The following is a 15,950-nucleotide window of genomic DNA, read 5'->3' as shown; positions in this document are numbered from 1 at the left end:
GGACTACAGCAGCGGCACCAGCAGCAGGGCCACGATGTTGGTGACCTTGATCAGCGGGTTCACCGCCGGGCCTGCGGTGTCCTTGTAGGGATCGCCCACGGTGTCGCCGGTCACCGCGGCCTTGTGCGCCTCGGAGCCCTTGCCGCCGTGGTGGCCTTCCTCGATGTACTTCTTGGCGTTGTCCCAGGCGCCGCCGCCGGTGCACATCGAGATCGCCAGGAACAGGCCGGTCACGATCGTGCCCATCAGCAGGCCGCCGAGCGCGTCCGCACCCAGCGTCAGGCCGACGATGATCGGGATCACCAGCGGCAGCAGCGAGGGAATGACCATCTCGCGGATCGCCGACTTCGTCAGCAGGTCCACCGCGCGGTCGTACTGCGGCTTGCCGGTGCCTTCCATGATGCCGGGGATCTCGCGGAACTGGCGACGCACTTCCTCCACCACCGCGCCGGCCGCGCGGCCCACGGCCTGCATCGCGAGCGCGCCGAAGAGATAGGGAATCATGCCGCCGATCAGCAGGCCGATCACCACGTTCGGGTTGTCGATGGAGAAGTTCACGGCGCGGCCCGAACCTTCCAGCTTGTGCGCGTAGTCGGCGAACAGCACCAGCGCGGCCAGGCCGGCCGAGCCGATCGCATAGCCCTTGGTCACCGCCTTGGTGGTGTTGCCCACGGCGTCGAGCGCGTCGGTGGTTTCGCGGATCGCGGGATCCAGGCCGCTCATCTCGGCAATGCCGCCGGCGTTGTCGGTGATCGGGCCGTAGGCATCGAGCGCCACGATCATGCCGGCCATCGACAGCATGGCGGTGGCCGCGATCGCCAGGCCGTACAGGCCGGCGACCGAGTAGCAGGTCCAGATCGCCGCGGCCACCACGATCACCGGCGCCGCCGTCGACTTCATCGACACCGCAAGCCCCGCGATCACGTTGGTGCCGTGGCCGGTTTCCGAGGCGCGCGCCACGTCCTGCACCGGCGCGTACTCGGTCGCGGTGTAGTACTCGGTGATCACCACCAGCAGGCCGGTCAGCACCAGGCCCACGATCGCGCACCAGAACAGCGGCATGCCGGTCTCGGCGCCGAACATGCTGTCGGTGACGAACCAGAACGCGACCGCCGCCAGCACGCCGGACACGCCCAGGCCGCGGTACAGCGCGTTCATGATCTTCCCGCCCGGCCGCGCCTTGACGAAGAAGGTGCCGATGATCGAAGCCACGATCGACACCGCGCCCAGCACCAGCGGATAGACCACGCCTGCCCAGCCGTAGCCCGGGTCTGAAGCGGATCCGGTGAAGTAGATGCCGCCGATCAGCATCGAGGCGATGATGGTGACCGCATAGGTTTCGAACAGGTCCGCGGCCATGCCCGCGCAGTCGCCGACGTTGTCGCCGACGTTGTCGGCGATCACCGCCGGGTTGCGCGGGTCGTCCTCGGGGATGCCGGCCTCGACCTTGCCCACGAGATCCGCGCCGACGTCGGCGCCCTTGGTGAAGATGCCGCCGCCCAGGCGCGCGAAGATCGAGATCAGGGATGAGCCGAAGGCCAGGCCGATCATCGGCTGCAGCGCCGCCTCGACCGAGAGCGCGTCGCGCCCGTCGCCGACCACGAACATGAAGTAGCCGGCCACGCCCAAGAGGCCCAGGCCGACCACCAGCAGGCCGGTGACCGCGCCGCCGCGGAAGCTGACCGCCAGCGCCTCGTTGAGGCCGACGGTCGCCGCCTGCGTGGTGCGCACGTTGGCGCGCACCGAAACGAACATGCCGATGAATCCGGCCAGGCCCGAGAGCACCGCGCCGATGGCGAAGCCGATCGCCGTGGGCCAGCCCAGCGCCGGTACGAAGCCGATCACCAGGAACAGCACCACGCCGACGATGGCGATGGTGGTGTACTGCCGCCGCAGGTAGGCGCCGGCGCCTTCCTGGATCGCCGCGGCAATCTGCTGCATACGGTCATTGCCCGCGGGACGCGCCAGGATCCAGCGCACGGAAAAGATGCCGTAGACGATCGCGAGGCCGGCGCACGCAAGCGCCAGCCACAAGCCTTGTTGCTCGAGCATTGAAACCCTCCCCAGGGTGTGGACGGAAACAACCGGTTGGAGCACGTGCCGCCCGACTATGGCATAGCCCCCGGAACCGGTATTGCCGCGCTGCAGCGCGTCCGGCGGGCGTTGCGGGGGCCGCCGCGCGAGGCGTGGAGGCCTGATTCAGGCGGCCCGTGCGAGCCTGCGCCGCACCCCCATCCGTGCGAGTCCATGCGATGCGCCTTGCCATCCTGACCCTGCTGGCCGCCACCGCGCCGGCCCTGGCCGCCGACCCCAGGCCCGAGATCACCCGCGACGCGGTCCAGCCGCAGCAGGTCGGCGTGGTGCACACCCTGCGCCAGATCCCCGAGGCCTGCGCGCGCATCGAGGGCGCGTTCACCGGCGATGCCGCCGAGCCCTACCGCTTCGCCGTGGTGCGCACCAGCCCGAGCTGCCAGCCGCGCGCGCGCTTCGTCGATGCGGCCAAGGCCAAGCCGTCCCAGGCCGATGGCTGGCTGTTCAATGACCTGATCCGCGTGCCCAATGCCGGCTGCGCCTCGCAGCAGGCGGTGGTGCGCGTCTGGCGCCGCCCGGTCGAGCAGGCGGTCAAGCTCGACGGCCAGGGCCAGTCGCGTGTCTATCTCGACGATGCGAAGCAGGCCGCCGCCGGCGGCAAGCTGGCGGCGATCCCGATGTTCGCCGCCGAGATGGGCGTGGAAGGCGAGGCCTGCGGAGGCTAGTCCGCAGGCCGGCCGGGTTCAGCCCTCCCAGGCCGCCAGCTTCTTTTTCACCAGCGTGTTCTTCAGCGCCACGTACTTCGGCAGGCCGTCGCGCCCGTAGGGCGGATAGGCCTCGCCGCGGATCAAGGGCTCCAGGTAGGCGCGGGCGGCTGCCGTGATGCCGTAGCCGTCGCGGCGGATGAAGCCCTTCGGCATGGTCTTCTCGCGGTTGGCGATCCGGTCCAGCGGCGCGGGTTCGATCTTCCAGCGATACGGCGCGCTGGAGGTGCGGATGATCGCCGGCATCGTGGCGTTGCGGCCTTCCAGCGCGTAGCGCACGGCGGCCCGGCCCACGGCCATCGCCTGGTCGAGGTCGGTCTGCGAGGCGATGTGGCGCGCCGAGCGCTGCAGGTAGTCGGGCAGGGTCCAGTGCACCTTGAGGCCCAGCCGGTCCTTGACCCGGCCCGCCAGGTACGAGGCCACGCCACCGAGCTGGGTATGCCCGAAGGAATCCTTGCCGCCGCCGGCGTCGGCCACGAAGGTGCCGTCGGCGGTGCGGATGCCCTCGCTGGCGACGACCACGCAGTGGCCGACGCGGTCGACCACCTTCTGCACGCGCGCCAGGAAATCGGCCTCCTCGTAGCTGCGCTCGGGGAACAGGATGATGTGCGGCGCGGCGTCCGGGCCGTCGCCGGCAAGCCCCGCGGCCGCGGCCAGCCAGCCGGCGTGCCGGCCCATGGCCTCGTAGACGAAGACCTTGGTCGAGGTGTCGGCCATCGCGGCGATGTCCAGCGCCGCCTCGCGCACCGAGACGGCGGTGTACTTGGCCGCCGAGCCGAAGCCCGGGCAACAGTCGGTGACCACCAGGTCGTTGTCGACGGTCTTGGGTACGCCGATGCAGGTCAGCGGATAGTCGAACTCGGCGGCCAGCTGCGAAACCTTGTTGGCCGTGTCGGCGGAATCGTTGCCGCCGTTGTAGAGGAACCAGCGCACGTCGTGCGCGCGCAGCACTTCGAGCAGACGCTCGTACTTCGGACGGTCGGCCTCGAGCGATTTCAGCTTGTAGCGGCAGGAACCGAAGGCGCCGCCAGGCGTATGGGCCAGGGCGCGCACCGCCGCTGCGGACTCCTTCGAGGTGTCGAACAGCTCCTCGCGCAGCGCGCCGAGGATGCCGTTGCGCCCCGCCAGCACGCGCACCTTCCGCGCCCGGGCCTCGGTCAGCACCGCCGAGGCGGTGGCATTGATGACGGCGGTGACGCCGCCGGACTGCGCATAGAAGAGGGTACCTTGGGGCATCTCGGGTCCGGGCAAATGGGTGGAAGCTGGGGGTTTCGGAGCGGGGGAGCGATGGGTAAGCTGGCACGGTGAAGGCCGCAGGCGGGGATTCTACGCTCCGCCCGGTCCACGCCCCGCGATCAGATTGGAGCGTTCGATGCGACTGGTACTGCTTGGTGCGCCGGGTTCCGGCAAAGGGACGCAGGCCACGCGCCTGAAGGAGCACCTGCAGGTGCCGCACGTGTCGACCGGCGACCTGCTGCGCGCCGAGGTCAAGGCCGGCAGCCCGCTGGGCCTGCAGGCGAAGGAAGTGATGGCCCGCGGCGAGCTGGTGTCCGACGACATCCTGCTCGGCATGCTGGAGGACCGCTTCTCGCGCGACGACATGGACAACGGCTTCATCCTCGACGGCTATCCGCGCAACCTGGCCCAGGCCGCCGCGCTGGACGCCCTGCTCGAGCGCATCGGCCAGCCGATGGACATCGCCGTCCAGCTCGAAGTCGACAACGAGCTGCTGATCGACCGCCTCGCCGGCCGCGCGCAGGCCGAAGGCCGCGCCGACGACAACCCGGAGTCGGTGCGCAAACGCCTGCAGGTCTATGACGACCAGACCGCGCCGGTGATCGGCTACTACCGCGACGCCGGCAAGCTCGCCGTCGTGGACGGCGTGGGCACGCTGGACGAGGTCTTCGGCCGCATCCTGGCCGCTTTCGAACGGCAGTGAAGCTGCACATCCTCGGCATCGCCGGCACCTTCATGGGCGGGGTGGCGGCGCTGGCGCGCGAGCTCGGCCACGCGGTCGAGGGCAGCGACCAGGCGGTGTATCCGCCGATGTCGACCCAGCTCGAGCGTCTCGGCATCGAGCTGCGCCAGGGCTACGACCCCGCGCACATCTCGCCCGGCTGCGACCAGGTGGTGATCGGCAACGCGCTCTCGCGCGGCAACGCTGCGGTCGAACACGTGCTCGACCGTGGCCCCGCGTACACCTCGGGCGCCGAATGGCTGCGCGACCACGTGCTGCCCGGCCGCGACACCATCGCGGTGGCCGGCACCCACGGCAAGACCACCACGACAACCATCCTGGCCTGGCTGCTCGAGGCCGCGGGCCGCAGTCCGGGCTTCCTGATCGGCGGCGTGGCCGAGGACTTCGGCGTGTCCGCGCGCATCGGCCAGGGCCGCGAGTTCGTGGTCGAGGCCGACGAATACGACACCGCCTTTTTCGACAAGCGCTCGAAGTTCGTGCACTACCGGCCGCTGGTGGCGGTGCTCAACAACCTCGAGTTCGACCACGCCGACATCTTCCCCGACCTGGCTGCGATCCAGCGCCAGTTCCACCACTTCGTGCGCACGGTGCCGCGCCGCGGCCGGCTGGTGGTCAACGGCGAGGACGCGCACCTGGCCGAAGTGCTGGCGATGGGCTGGTGGACGCCGGTGGTGCGCTTCGGCATCGATCCCGTGCCGGGCGTGGCCCTGGACTGGCAGGCGCGCCTGCTGGCCGCGGACGGCAGCGCCTTCGAAGTGCTCAGGTCCGGCGCGCTCGTGGGCGAGGTGCGCTGGCCGCTGCTCGGCCGCCACAACGTGATGAACGCGCTCGGCGCGCTGGCGGCCTGCGACGCGGTGGGCGTGGACGTGGCCTCGGTGCTGCCGGCCCTGTCCGCGTTCCGCAGCGTCAAGCGCCGGATGGAGCTGCTGGGCGAGGAGGGCGGCATCAGCGTCTACGACGACTTCGCCCACCACCCGACCGCGATCGCCACCACGCTCGAAGGCCTGCGCGCCCGGGTTGGTGCCGGCGGCCGGATCGTGGTCGCGATGGAGCCGCGCAGCAATTCTATGCGGCTGGGCGCGCACGCAGACGCGCTGGCGCCGTCGCTGGCGCTGGCCGACGCGGTGGTGTTCCTGCACCGTCCGTCGCTGGAGTGGGACGCCGGCGCGGTGGTCGGGGCGCTGCGCGGCGAAGGCGTCGCGGTGCCCGACGCGGATGCGCTGCTGGCCAGCCTGCGCGCGCTGGCGCGCGCGGGCGACCACGTGGTGTTCATGTCCAATGGCGGCTTCGACGGCGCGCCGCGGCGCTTCCTGGCGATGCTGCGCGGCGAGTGAGCCGTGGCCGTGCGCCTGCGCGTCGCGGCCGGCGCGGCCGCCGCCTCGCCTTGACGTCCGCTGGGTAGACTGTCGGCGATGGCCGGGATTCCCATGCTTCCGCTGTTCCCCCTGCAGGCCGTGCTCGTCCCCGGCGCGGTGATGGGCCTGCGCGTGTTCGAGTCGCGCTACCTGGACATGGTCGGCGAGTGCGGCCGCAGCGGCCACGGCTTCGGCATCTGCCTGATCGCCGAGGGCGACGAGGTCGGCGCGCCGGCGGTCCCGGCCGAGTTCGGCACCGAAGCGGTGATCGAGGACTTCGGCACCGACGACGACGGCCTGCTCACCCTGCGCGTGCGCGGCGAGCGCAGGTTCCGCGTGCTGGCCACGTCGGTGCGCGACAGCGGCCTGGTCGAAGCCCGCGTGGAGTGGCTCGGGGAGGTGCCGTCCGTGGCCCGGCTGCGGCCGGAGCACGCGCTGCTGGGCACCCTGCTCGAGCGCATCTTCGACCAGGTCGGGCGTCCGCCGGGCGCGGACGGCAGCATCGAGGACGCGGTGTGGGTGGGCTGGCGCCTGCTCGAGATGCTGCCGATGCCGGAGGAGCGTCGCGCCGCGATGCTCGGTGTCGATGATCCGCACAAGCGGCTCGACGGCCTGCTCGAACTGATCGGCTAGGGCGAAGGCGCGGGCACGCGCGGCGTCCGCAGGCGCAGCACGGGCTCCCCCGAGGCCGGGTGCGGATCCTCCTGCTGCTCCAGCCCGGCCAGGTCGCCGCGCAGCAGCGAATAGGCGCCGCTGGCGTCGGGATCCGGGGACCACAGGCCGAACAGGTCGAACGGCCTCACGTGGGTGAGCGTCTGCGCCGTGCCGATCCACAGCGGCGTGCCGTCGCGCGGCTGCCGCGGCGCGCGCCACAGGCGCAGCACCACGAGGCGGCCGTCGTCGAGGCTGCGCCGCATCAGCAGCGCCTCGGCACTGGCGCCGAGCGTGGCCGGAAGCACCCGCTGGGCCTGCGCCGGGGTGTCGTCGTCGAGCAGGAGCAGGGCCGCGCGCCAGTCGGCCTGGGGCTGGGTGCGCCAGCCGCGGGCGGCCAGGTGGCGTTCGATGGGGTCCAGCGGCCCGGCCACCTGCACGTCCAGCGGCCAGCGCCGGCTGGCATCGCGCTCGTTGCGCTGCCAGGGCAGTTCGGCCCAGCCGTCCTGCCACCAGGTGTCGAGGTCGATGTTGGCCGGCGGCGGCGTCGGCGCGAAGCGCTCCAGCAACGGATCGACCGCGCGCGGCGCATGCCACAGCGCGGCCACGGTGAACGCACCGTAGAACAGCGCCGCCAGCGGTCGCATCCAGAACGAGCGCGCCACGTGGCGGCGGTAGGCGATGCCCAGCGCCAGCAGCCAGGCGATGCCCAGCAGCATCCCGCCGACCAGGTCGGTCAGCCAGTGCGCGCCCAGGTACAGGCGCGCGAAGCCCAGCACCGCCACCACCGCGCCCGAGACCAGGTAGGGCCAGACCCGCTGCCGGCCCGGCAGCTCGCGCGCGATCAGCACCGCGAAGAAGCCGAAGGTGATCGTGGTCATCGTCAGCCCGACCGCCGGGAAGCCGAAGCCGCTGAGCGCGGTGGGTGGCCGCGGCATGTCGATGGCGGCCTCCAGCGCCGCGGTCAGCGCCAGCCCGAAGGCCAGCGCCGCCAGCCAGTGCGCCGCCGCCATCCAGCGCCGGCGCCACAGCAGCCACAGCGTGGACAGCGCGATCGGCAGCGCCAGCACCACCGGGTCGCCGATCGAGGCCAGCGCCGCCATCAGCCGGTCGGCCAGCGGATTGCGCAGCGCGTACATCGCCTCGTGGATGCGCAGGTCCAGCGCCAGTGGACCGCCGCGGGCGAGCATGGTGGCCAGCAGGGTGAACCAGGCGACGCCGATCGCCAGCAGGCAGGCTGCGAGCAGCGCCAGCGAGGCCGACTCCGGCCGGTTGGGCGAGATCAGCGCGGCCGCGTAGCGCCCCAGCCGCGGATGGTCGCGGGTCCAGCGCAGGGCGCGGGCCAGCAGGGCGTCGGCGTGGTTGGCGAACCAGCGGTAGGTGTAGAGCACCAGCGCCCAGGCCAGGGCGATCGCCGCCAGCAGGGCGCCGACCACCAGCGCCAGCCGGTCGGCGACCGCGGCCACGGCCTCGTACGCCTCGCCAAACAGCCAGCCCGGGGCCAGGAACAGCACCGCCCAGCTGATCGCGGCGACGACGCTGGCCGGGAGGTAGCGGCGGAGCGGCATCCGCGCCATGCCGGCGATGGCGGGCACGAACGGACGCACCGGCCCGACGTAGCGCGCGATGAAGATGCCCTTGGTCTCGTTGCGGCGGAACAGCAGCTCCGCGCGCTCGAGCAACTGCGGGTACTTGCTGAACGGCCAGGTGGCGCGCAGCCGCGGCCCCCAGCGGTGGCCGATCCAGTAGCTGCTGGCGTCGCCCAGGAAGGCGCCGGCCGCGGCGCAGGCCACGGCGTACGGGCCGGAGATCTCGCCCAGGCCGATCAGCACGCCGATCGCGAACAGCAGCGGCAGCGCCGGCACGATCGCGCCGAGGATGATCACCGCGTCGCAGAAGGCGACCAGGAATATGGCCACGCCGGCGGCCACGGGATGGGCGCCGATCCAGGCAACGAGGCTGTCGAACCAGGCACTCACCGGCGAGATTATGGCAGCCGGCGTCGCGCTTGCGCCGCCTACAATGCCGCCATGGATCATCGGGGTTCAGTCGAAGTCGCGGCGCTGAAGGCGGACAGCTTCGGGCGCATCGCGCTGATGCGCGACTCCGCGGGCGCCGTGTTCGTGCGCCGCGACCTGCGCCACGTGCCGTGGTGGCTGCGGGTGCCGGCCTGGTGGCTGGCCCGGCGCGAGGCGCGGGGGCTGCGCGCGGTGGCGGGCATGGCCGACGTACCGCAGCTGCTGCGCTGGGACGGGCGCGTGCTCGACCGCAGCTTCATGGCCGGCGATGCGATGTACCAGCGCCCGCCGCGCGGTGATCTCGCCTACTTCCGGCGCGCGCGCAGGCTGTTGCAGCAGCTGCATCGCCGCGGCCTCGCCCACAACGACCTCGCCAAGGAGGCGAACTGGCTGGTGCTCGAGGACGGACGCCCGGCGCTCATCGATTTCCAGCTCGCCGTGCGCGGCGACCCGCGCTCGCGCTGGATGCGCCTGCTCGCGCGCGAGGACCTGCGCCACCTGCTCAAGCACAAGCGCACCTATTGCCCGGGTTCGATCACCCCGGTCGAGCGTCGCGTGCTGAAACGCCGGTCGTGGCTTCGCGAGGCCTGGTTCGCCACCGGCAAGCCGGTCTATCGCTTCGTCACCCGCCGCATCCTCAAGTGGGAGGACAACGAGGGCCAGGGCCCGAAGCCCTGAGCCGCGGGCGTCCCCTGCCCTATCATCACCGCATCGCGGCTGTAGCCGCTTCCACAGGAAGGACGTTCGCCCATGGTTGCTTCCCTTGCCGGCAAGACCCTCTTCATCACCGGCGCTTCGCGCGGCATCGGGCTCGCGATCGCGCTGCGTTCCGCGCGCGATGGCGCCAACGTGGCCATCGTGGCCAAGTCGGACGTGCCGAACCCGAAGCTCCCCGGCACCATCCACACCGCCGCCCAGGCGGTGACCGAAGCCGGCGGCCAGGGCCTGGCGCTGAAGTGCGACATCCGCGAGGAGGACCAGGTGCGCGCAGCGGTCGCGGCCGCCGTCGACGCCTTTGGCGGCATCGACATCCTGGTCAACAACGCCAGCGCGATCTGGCTGCGCGGCACGCTCGACACGCCGATGAAGCGCTTCGACCTGATGCAGCAGGTCAACGCGCGCGGCAGCTTCCTCTGCGCGCAGGCCTGCCTGCCGCATCTGCTGGAGGCGCCGAACCCGCACATCCTGACGCTGGCGCCGCCGCCGTCGCTGGATCCGAAGTGGTGGGGCCCGCACACCGGCTACACGCTGGCGAAGATGGGCATGAGCTTCGTGACGCTGGGCCTGGCCGCCGAGTTCGGGCCGAAGGGCGTGGCGGTGAACGCGCTGTGGCCGCGCACCATCATCGGTACCGATGCGCTGAACATGATTCCGGGCGTGGAGCCCGGCAACGGCCGCCGGCCCGAGATCATGGCCGACGCCGCGCACGCCGTGCTGGTGCGCGAGGCCAAGGGGTTCAGCGGCCGCTTCCTGATCGACGACGAGGTGCTGGCCGAAGCCGGCGTCACCGACCTGTCCGGATATGCCGTGGACTCCTCGAAGCCGCTGTTCCCCGACCTGTTCCTCGACTGAGCGCGGCGCGCGGCCCGGCATCCGCGGGCGGGGTGAGACAATGCCCGGTCCATCCGCACGCACCGCTCCCATGTCCCTGAACGACCTGCTGGCCCTCGGCCGCGACCATTACCTGCCGGTCTACCGCCAGCGCGAGCTGGTGCTCGAGCGCGGCCAGGGCGCGCGCGTCTGGGACAGCGAAGGCCGCGACTACATCGACTTCTCCGCCGGCATCGCGGTCTGCAGCCTCGGGCATGCCGATCCTGACCTGGTGGCCGCGCTGGTCGAGCAGGCCGGCAGGCTCTGGCACACCAGCAACGTCTTCCACAGCGAGCCGCCGCTGCGCCTGGCGCAGGAACTGGTGCAGGCCTCGCGCTTCGCCGAGCGTGTGTTCTTCTGCAACTCCGGCGCCGAAGCCAACGAGGCCGCCATCAAGCTCGTGCGCAAATGGGCCGCGGGGCAGGGCCGCGAGGCCGCGCGCCGCACCATCGTCACCTTCCGCGGCAGCTTCCATGGCCGCACGCTGGCGGCCGTCACCGCCACCGCGCAGCCGAAGTACCAGGCCGGCTACGAGCCGCTGCCCGGCGGCTTCCGCTACGTGGACTTCAACGACGTCGCCGCGCTGGAGGCCGCGATGGCCGGTGGCGACGTCGCCGCGGTCATGCTCGAGCCTGTGCAGGGCGAGGGTGGCGTGCTGCCGGCGGCGCCCGGCTTCCTGCAGGCCGTGCGCGCGCTGTGCGACCGCCACGGCGCGCTGCTGGTGCTCGACGAGATCCAGAGCGGCATGGGCCGCACCGGCGAGCTGTTCGCGCACTGGCACGACGGCGTGGTGCCGGACATCGTCACCCTGGCCAAGGCGCTGGGCGGCGGCTTCCCCATCGGCGCGATGCTGGTGGGCCCGCAGGCCGCGGACGCGATGCGGTTCGGCGACCACGGCACCACCTTCGGCGGCAATCCGCTGGCCGCGGCGGTGGCGCGCGTGGCGCTGCGCAAGATCGCGTCGTCCGCGGTCGTGGAGAACGTCTCGCGGCAGGCGGCCGCGCTGCGCGAGGGCCTGTCGGCCATCGATGCCAGGCACGGCCTGTTCCAGGAGGTCCGTGGCCGCGGGCTGATGCTGGGCGCGGTGCTGCGGCCGGAGCATGCCGGCCGCGCGGCGGAGATCCTCGACCGCGCCGCGGCGCAGGGCCTGCTGCTGCTGCAGGCGGGGCCGGACGTGCTGCGTTTCGTGCCTGCGCTGACCATCACCGGCGCGGACGTGGCCGAAGGACTCGAGCGGCTCGAGGCCGCCCTGCGCTGAGCACCCCGCCGGCGCGGTTCAGTCGGCGTCTTCGGGCGCCAGCGCCCGGCCGCATTTGCGGCAGTGCCAGGCGTCGGCCTCGTGGTCGGGTAGTCCGCATTCGGTGCAGCGGACCTGCCGCCGCCGCGGCTGCAGGGAGCGCGCGAGCTCGGCGGTGTAGATGCCCGTCGGCACCGCGATGATGCTGTAGCCGATGACGATCAGCACCGAGGTGATGAAGCGGCCGAAGCCGGTGGCCGGGGCGACGTCGCCGAAGCCCACGGTGCCCACGGTCACGATCGCCCAGTACATGCCGGTGGGGATGCTGGTGAAGCCGTGCTCCGGGCCTTCGACGACGTACATCAGCGCACCGAAGATCACCACGATGGTCAGCAGCGTGGCGATGAACACGAAGATCTTGCGCCGGCTGCGCAGAAGCGCCTGGATCAGGACGCCGGCCTCGCTGGAGTACTCCACCAGCTTCAGCACCCGGAACACGCGCAGCAGGCGCAGCGCGCGGATCACGGCGAACGATGCGCTGGCGGGAAACAGCAGCGACAGGAACGTGGGCAGGATGGCCAGCAGGTCGATCACGCCGAAGAAGCTGGTCGCGTAGCGCAGCGGGCGCTTCACCACCCACAGGCGAACGGCGTACTCGAAGGCGAAGGCCAGCGTGAACAGCCATTCCAGGGCATACAGCCAGGCGTGCCAGCGCGCCTTGACCGCCGGCACGCTGTCGAGCATCACCACCACCACGCTGGCGAGGATCACCAGGATCAGGACGAGGTCGAAGTTGCGCTCGTCGGGCGCGTCGTGGTGGAAGATCCGCCGGTACCAGAGGTGGCGCGCGCCCTGCTCCGACGCCGGCAGGAAGTCGCGCTCGAACGGGCTCGGCCCGGCTTCGGCCGGATGTTCCACGTCAGCGGGTGGCTGCATCGGCGACGGCCCTGAACGCGCCGCGCGCGGCCTCCAGCGTCGCTTCCACCACCGCGTCGTCGTGGGCGCTGGAGATGAAGCCGGCCTCGTACGCGGACGGCGCCAGGAACACGCCGCGCTCCAGCATGGCGTGGAACAAGCGGTTGAAGGCGCCGATGTCGCAGGCGGTCGCACCGGCGTAGGTGTCGACCTTCGCATCGGTGAAGAACAGGCCGAACATGGCGCCGACGCGGTTGGTGGTGAGCGGCACGCCGGCCGCGCGCGCGGCCTCCTCGAAGCCGTCGCACAGCGTGTTGGCGGTGGCCTCGAGGCGGTCGTGGAAGCCCGGTTCCTGCACCAGTTCCAGCATCGCCAGGCCCGCGGCCATCGCCACCGGATTGCCGCTGAGCGTGCCGGCCTGGTAGATCGGGCCGGCGGGCGCGATCTGCTGCATCAGGTCGCGACGTCCGCCGTAGGCACCGACCGGCATGCCGCCGCCGATGATCTTGCCGAAGGTGGTCAGGTCCGGCGTGACGCCGTAGCGGGCCTGCGCGCCGCCCAGGGCCACCCGGAAGCCGGTCATCACCTCGTCGAAGATCAGCAGCGCGCCGTGTCGCGTGCACAGCTCGCGCAGGTGCCGCAGATAGCCCTCGCGTGGCGGCAGGCAGTTGGCGTTGCCGACCACGGGCTCGATGATCACGGCCGCGATCTCGGGTCCGATCTGTTCGAACAGCTGCGTCGCGCCGTCGAAATCGTTGTAGCTGATGGTCGAGGTGAGTTCGCTCAGCCCGGCGGGCACGCCCGGCGAGGTCGGCACGCCCAGGGTCAGCATGCCGCTGCCGGCCTTGACCAGGAACGAGTCGCCGTGGCCGTGGTAGCAGCCTTCGAACTTGACGATGCGCTGGCGGCCGGTGGCGCCGCGCGCGAGCCGGATCGCCGACAGGGTGGCCTCGGTGCCGGAGTTGACCATGCGCACCATTTCGCAGGACGGCACCAGGCGGGTGATGGTTTCGGCCATGGTGACTTCCGCCGCGCAGGGCGCGCCGTAGGACAGGCCGTTGCCGATCGCGTCGGCCACGGCTTCGCGCACGCGCGGATGGTTGTGGCCGACGATCATCGGGCCCCAGGAGCCGACGTAGTCGATGTAGCGGTTGCCGTCGACGTCGTACAGGAACGCGCCGTCCGCGCGCTCGACGAAGAACGGCTCGCCGCCCACGGACTTGAACGCGCGCACCGGCGAATTCACGCCGCCGGGAATGAGCGCCGTGGCGCGGGAGAACAGGGCCTGTGACGTCTCGTGCTTCATTTCGAATGGTTCCTGTGTGCGGCCATGGGCCGCGTCGCATGTGGAAGGGGTGGGAGTGGGGCCTCGAACGCCCGCAGGTAGGCGCCTGCGGCGGCCACCGGGTCGGTCGCGTCGAATACGCCGCTGATCACCGCCAGCAGGTCGGCGCCGGCCTCGACCACGCTGCGGGCATTGTCCGGGGTGATCCCGCCGATGGCCACCACCGGCAGGCCGGAACGCCGGGCTTCCCGGAGCACCTCGGGCGCCACGCGGCGGGCAGCGGGCTTGGTGGGCGAGGGGAAGCAGGCGCCGAAGGCGACGTAGCTGGCGCCGGCCGCCGCCGCCGCGTCCGCGCGGGCGAGGCTGTCGTAACACGATGCGCCGAGGATGGCGTGCGGGCCGAGCGTGGCGCGTGCCGCGGCCAGGTCGCCATCGTCCTCGCCCAGGTGCGCGCCATCGGCACCCTCCGCCGCGGCCAGGCGCCAGTCGTCGTTCACCAGCAGCGGCACGCCGTTCGCGCGGCACAGCGGCAGCAGCGCCGCGACCTGCGCCCGTGCCAGTGCGGCGTCGGCGAGCTTGTTCCGGTACTGCAGCAGCGACGCCTGGCCGATCACCGCGCCGACGCGGCTGAGCAGGCGCGCGGTGTCGCGTTCATCCGGGGTCAGCAGGTAGAGGCCGCGCCGGAGGTCGCGTACCGGCGTGGCGGTTGCGGCGGGAGCGCCCATGGCGTGGTTTCCTGTTGCCGGAGGGTGGTGGGACAATGGCCGCCCGCGTCGCGGACGCAGCAGCCGCAAGCCATTATCCGATGAACGAGACCAGCACCGCCCGCCGCACCTGGATGTGCGTCGTCTGCGGCTTCATCTACGACGAAGCCCTTGGCATTCCCGAGGAAGGCATCGCGCCGGGCACGCGCTGGGAAGACGTCCCCGACACCTGGACCTGCCCGGACTGCGGCGTGACCAAGGACGACTTCGAGATGATGGTGGTCTGATGCGCCGGCCGTCGCGGCGGCCGGTCCGGTGATGCGGCGTGCGGCCGCTCAGCGCTCGGGCAGGATGCCGGGCGCCAGCTCCATGACCACACCGGTCTTCAGCTCCAGGCGCCGGGCTTCCCCGGCATTGAGCTCCAGCACGTACAGCGCCGGCGCGTTGCTCGGATAGGGCGGGCAGCGGTCGCCGGCGGAGCAGGGCGGGACATCGCGCTGCTGCGATACCAGTCGCAGCGACGAGTCGAAATAGAGGATGTCGAGCGGGATCCGCGTGTTCTTCATCCAGTAGGCCTGGCGTTCCTCGCTGTCGTGGATGAACAGCATCCCGTGCCCTTCGGCCAGCGAGTCGCGGAACATCAGGCCACGGGCGCGCGACGCGTTGTCGTTGGCCAGCTCCACGGTGAACCGCTCTCCGCCCAGCTCGACCCACGGCTCGTCGCTCGCGCATGCGGTGGCAAGAACGCTCGCGCACGCCAGCGTCAGGTACAGGCCAAAAGCACGCATTTCGGACACCTGAAGGGATGGAAAGCGCCAACACTCGTGGAGTGGCGCGGTACGGTCAAGTCTGCAGTGCATGCCCCCTTCCCATGCCCGGGTGAAGCGTGCACAATGCGCGCCCCGCACGGCGTGGCCGGCACGGCGCGAGGCGCGGGGCGAAGTCGGAAAGATCCCTCACAGGGTGTTGACGTTCTTCGAAACCGCGCTAACATGTGCGGCTCCCCAGCGGGATCGGCCAGTCGGCCTGGCCGCGACGGGAGGCGGAAGTTTCCACCCGGCAGGGTGTTGACGGACGCGAAAGTCGCGCTATAATGTGCGGCTCGCCCCGACGGAAGCGGAGGGGTTGAAGGAAGGAGGCGCTGAGGCCACTTCCGGTGATCTTTGACAGTGTGCGCAGGTGACTTGTGCGGGCGTCTGGCCGGTGGATGGTTGTCCATCTTGCAGACGTTCGCACCAAGAGCAACAAAGATTCAAATGCATGCAAATGCAAGCGGGTAATTGGAGCTCGGGGTTTGAACGACTGCACTCAAGACTTTGGGCTTCGGCCTGAAAACTTCAAGTGAAGAGTTTGATCCTGGCTCAGAGTGAACGCTGGCGGCAGGCCTAACACATGCAAGTCGAACGGCAGCACAGGGGAGCT

At 71.3% G+C, this 15,950-nt stretch carries 15 protein-coding genes and 1 rRNA gene; 9 read left to right on the top strand and 7 right to left on the bottom strand.

Annotated features, from left to right (window positions below; all coding sequences use genetic code 11):
* Positions 1 to 3: 3 nt before the first annotated feature.
* Complete coding sequence (locus IE168_RS05245) at positions 4 to 2,052, bottom strand: sodium-translocating pyrophosphatase (protein ID WP_189495938.1); 2,049 nt, start codon at positions 2,050 to 2,052, stop codon at positions 4 to 6.
* 200 nt (positions 2,053 to 2,252) lie between these two features.
* Here IE168_RS05245 and IE168_RS05240 point away from each other — a divergent pair, with 200 nt between their 5' ends.
* Positions 2,253 to 2,756 carry a hypothetical protein gene (locus IE168_RS05240; protein ID WP_189495937.1) on the top strand — a complete coding sequence of 168 codons (504 nt, stop codon included), beginning with the start codon at positions 2,253 to 2,255 and terminating at the stop codon, positions 2,754 to 2,756.
* 18 nt (positions 2,757 to 2,774) lie between these two features.
* Here IE168_RS05240 and IE168_RS05235 read toward each other — a convergent pair whose 3' ends face one another.
* Positions 2,775 to 4,031, bottom strand: a complete 1,257-nt coding sequence (locus IE168_RS05235) for a 6-phosphofructokinase (RefSeq protein WP_189495935.1) — start codon at positions 4,029 to 4,031, stop codon at positions 2,775 to 2,777.
* 136 nt (positions 4,032 to 4,167) lie between these two features.
* Between IE168_RS05235 and IE168_RS05230 the strand changes: the two genes are divergently transcribed.
* The 3 genes from IE168_RS05230 (at position 4,168) to IE168_RS05220 (ending at position 6,761) form a co-directional block, all read left to right on the top strand.
* Complete coding sequence (locus tag IE168_RS05230) at positions 4,168 to 4,734, top strand: adenylate kinase (protein ID WP_189495933.1); 567 nt, start codon at positions 4,168 to 4,170, stop codon at positions 4,732 to 4,734.
* On the top strand, positions 4,731 to 6,107 hold the full coding sequence (mpl, locus tag IE168_RS05225; protein ID WP_268245188.1) for a UDP-N-acetylmuramate:L-alanyl-gamma-D-glutamyl-meso-diaminopimelate ligase: 1,377 nt from the start codon (positions 4,731 to 4,733) through the stop codon (positions 6,105 to 6,107). The genes IE168_RS05230 and mpl overlap by 4 nt, the downstream gene beginning before the upstream one ends.
* Positions 6,108 to 6,185: 78 nt before the next feature.
* Positions 6,186 to 6,761: an LON peptidase substrate-binding domain-containing protein gene (locus IE168_RS05220; protein WP_189495931.1), complete on the top strand. Its 576-nt coding sequence runs from the start codon at positions 6,186 to 6,188 to the stop codon at positions 6,759 to 6,761.
* On the opposite strand, the gene IE168_RS05215 is transcribed toward IE168_RS05220, so the two are convergent.
* Positions 6,758 to 8,758, bottom strand: coding sequence for a bifunctional DedA family/phosphatase PAP2 family protein (locus tag IE168_RS05215; protein WP_229823138.1), 2,001 nt, complete (start codon positions 8,756 to 8,758; stop codon positions 6,758 to 6,760). The two genes, IE168_RS05220 and IE168_RS05215, sit on opposite strands and share 4 nt — an antisense overlap.
* 51 nt (positions 8,759 to 8,809) lie before the next feature.
* On the opposite strand from IE168_RS05215, the gene IE168_RS05210 reads away from it, so the two are divergent.
* The 3 genes from IE168_RS05210 to IE168_RS05200 all read left to right on the top strand — a co-directional run bounded on the left by IE168_RS05210 (position 8,810) and on the right by IE168_RS05200 (position 11,645).
* Positions 8,810 to 9,475 carry a protein kinase family protein gene (locus IE168_RS05210; protein WP_189495927.1) on the top strand — a complete coding sequence of 222 codons (666 nt, stop codon included), beginning with the start codon at positions 8,810 to 8,812 and terminating at the stop codon, positions 9,473 to 9,475.
* 72 nt (positions 9,476 to 9,547) lie between these two features.
* The gene (locus tag IE168_RS05205) at positions 9,548 to 10,369 is read left to right on the top strand and encodes an SDR family oxidoreductase (protein ID WP_189495925.1); all 822 of its coding nucleotides are present in this window, start codon (positions 9,548 to 9,550) and stop codon (positions 10,367 to 10,369) included.
* Between the two features lie 70 nt (positions 10,370 to 10,439).
* A complete protein-coding gene (locus IE168_RS05200; protein ID WP_189495922.1) occupies positions 10,440 to 11,645 on the top strand; it encodes an acetylornithine transaminase in 1,206 nt (401 codons plus the stop codon).
* An 18-nt stretch (positions 11,646 to 11,663) separates the two neighbouring features.
* Here IE168_RS05200 and IE168_RS05195 read toward each other — a convergent pair whose 3' ends face one another.
* From IE168_RS05195 to thiE, 3 genes are read right to left on the bottom strand one after another with little or no spacing between them, the layout of a single operon-like run.
* Positions 11,664 to 12,560 carry an ion transporter gene (locus tag IE168_RS05195; protein WP_189495920.1) on the bottom strand — a complete coding sequence of 299 codons (897 nt, stop codon included), beginning with the start codon at positions 12,558 to 12,560 and terminating at the stop codon, positions 11,664 to 11,666.
* Positions 12,544 to 13,845 carry a glutamate-1-semialdehyde 2,1-aminomutase gene (gene hemL, locus IE168_RS05190; protein ID WP_189495918.1) on the bottom strand — a complete coding sequence of 434 codons (1,302 nt, stop codon included), beginning with the start codon at positions 13,843 to 13,845 and terminating at the stop codon, positions 12,544 to 12,546. Before hemL ends, IE168_RS05195 begins: the two co-directional genes overlap by 17 nt.
* Positions 13,842 to 14,549 carry a thiamine phosphate synthase gene (gene thiE / locus IE168_RS05185; protein ID WP_189495916.1) on the bottom strand — a complete coding sequence of 236 codons (708 nt, stop codon included), beginning with the start codon at positions 14,547 to 14,549 and terminating at the stop codon, positions 13,842 to 13,844. The genes hemL and thiE overlap by 4 nt, the downstream gene beginning before the upstream one ends.
* A gap of 35 nt (positions 14,550 to 14,584) precedes the next feature.
* On the opposite strand from thiE, the gene IE168_RS05180 reads away from it, so the two are divergent.
* Entirely contained in the window at positions 14,585 to 14,815 is a 231-nt protein-coding gene (locus IE168_RS05180; protein ID WP_189495914.1) for a rubredoxin, read from the top strand.
* 48 nt (positions 14,816 to 14,863) lie between these two features.
* On the opposite strand, the gene IE168_RS05175 is transcribed toward IE168_RS05180, so the two are convergent.
* The gene (locus tag IE168_RS05175) at positions 14,864 to 15,316 is read right to left on the bottom strand and encodes a DUF192 domain-containing protein (protein WP_189495912.1); all 453 of its coding nucleotides are present in this window, start codon (positions 15,314 to 15,316) and stop codon (positions 14,864 to 14,866) included.
* 550 nt (positions 15,317 to 15,866) lie between these two features.
* Between IE168_RS05175 and IE168_RS05170 the strand changes: the two genes are divergently transcribed.
* A 16S ribosomal RNA gene (locus tag IE168_RS05170) occupies positions 15,867 to 15,950 on the top strand; the annotation flags it as partial.

The sequence above is a fragment of the Luteimonas padinae genome, from assembly GCF_014652935.1.
GTDB classification, from domain to species: Bacteria; Pseudomonadota; Gammaproteobacteria; order Xanthomonadales; family Xanthomonadaceae; genus Luteimonas; species Luteimonas padinae.
This window is presented reverse-complemented; position numbering and strand designations above follow the sequence as displayed.

Bases quoted from the DNA above. Each gene is read 5' to 3' on its own strand.
- IE168_RS05205 (WP_189495925.1), top strand. From the start codon at position 9,548: ATGGTTGCTTCCCTTGCCGGCAAGACCCTCTTCATCACCGGCGCTTCG.
- IE168_RS05230 (WP_189495933.1), top strand. From the start codon at position 4,168: ATGCGACTGGTACTGCTTGGTGCGCCGGGTTCCGGCAAAGGGACGCAG.
- IE168_RS05235 (WP_189495935.1), bottom strand. From the start codon at position 4,031: ATGCCCCAAGGTACCCTCTTCTATGCGCAGTCCGGCGGCGTCACCGCC.
- IE168_RS05220 (WP_189495931.1), top strand. From the start codon at position 6,186: ATGGCCGGGATTCCCATGCTTCCGCTGTTCCCCCTGCAGGCCGTGCTC.
- IE168_RS05245 (WP_189495938.1), bottom strand. From the start codon at position 2,052: ATGCTCGAGCAACAAGGCTTGTGGCTGGCGCTTGCGTGCGCCGGCCTC.
- IE168_RS05175 (WP_189495912.1), bottom strand. From the start codon at position 15,316: ATGCGTGCTTTTGGCCTGTACCTGACGCTGGCGTGCGCGAGCGTTCTT.
- IE168_RS05195 (WP_189495920.1), bottom strand. From the start codon at position 12,560: ATGCAGCCACCCGCTGACGTGGAACATCCGGCCGAAGCCGGGCCGAGC.
- IE168_RS05180 (WP_189495914.1), top strand. From the start codon at position 14,585: ATGGCCGCCCGCGTCGCGGACGCAGCAGCCGCAAGCCATTATCCGATG.
- thiE (WP_189495916.1), bottom strand. From the start codon at position 14,549: ATGGGCGCTCCCGCCGCAACCGCCACGCCGGTACGCGACCTCCGGCGC.
- IE168_RS05210 (WP_189495927.1), top strand. From the start codon at position 8,810: ATGGATCATCGGGGTTCAGTCGAAGTCGCGGCGCTGAAGGCGGACAGC.
- IE168_RS05240 (WP_189495937.1), top strand. From the start codon at position 2,253: ATGCGCCTTGCCATCCTGACCCTGCTGGCCGCCACCGCGCCGGCCCTG.
- IE168_RS05200 (WP_189495922.1), top strand. From the start codon at position 10,440: ATGTCCCTGAACGACCTGCTGGCCCTCGGCCGCGACCATTACCTGCCG.
- hemL (WP_189495918.1), bottom strand. From the start codon at position 13,845: ATGAAGCACGAGACGTCACAGGCCCTGTTCTCCCGCGCCACGGCGCTC.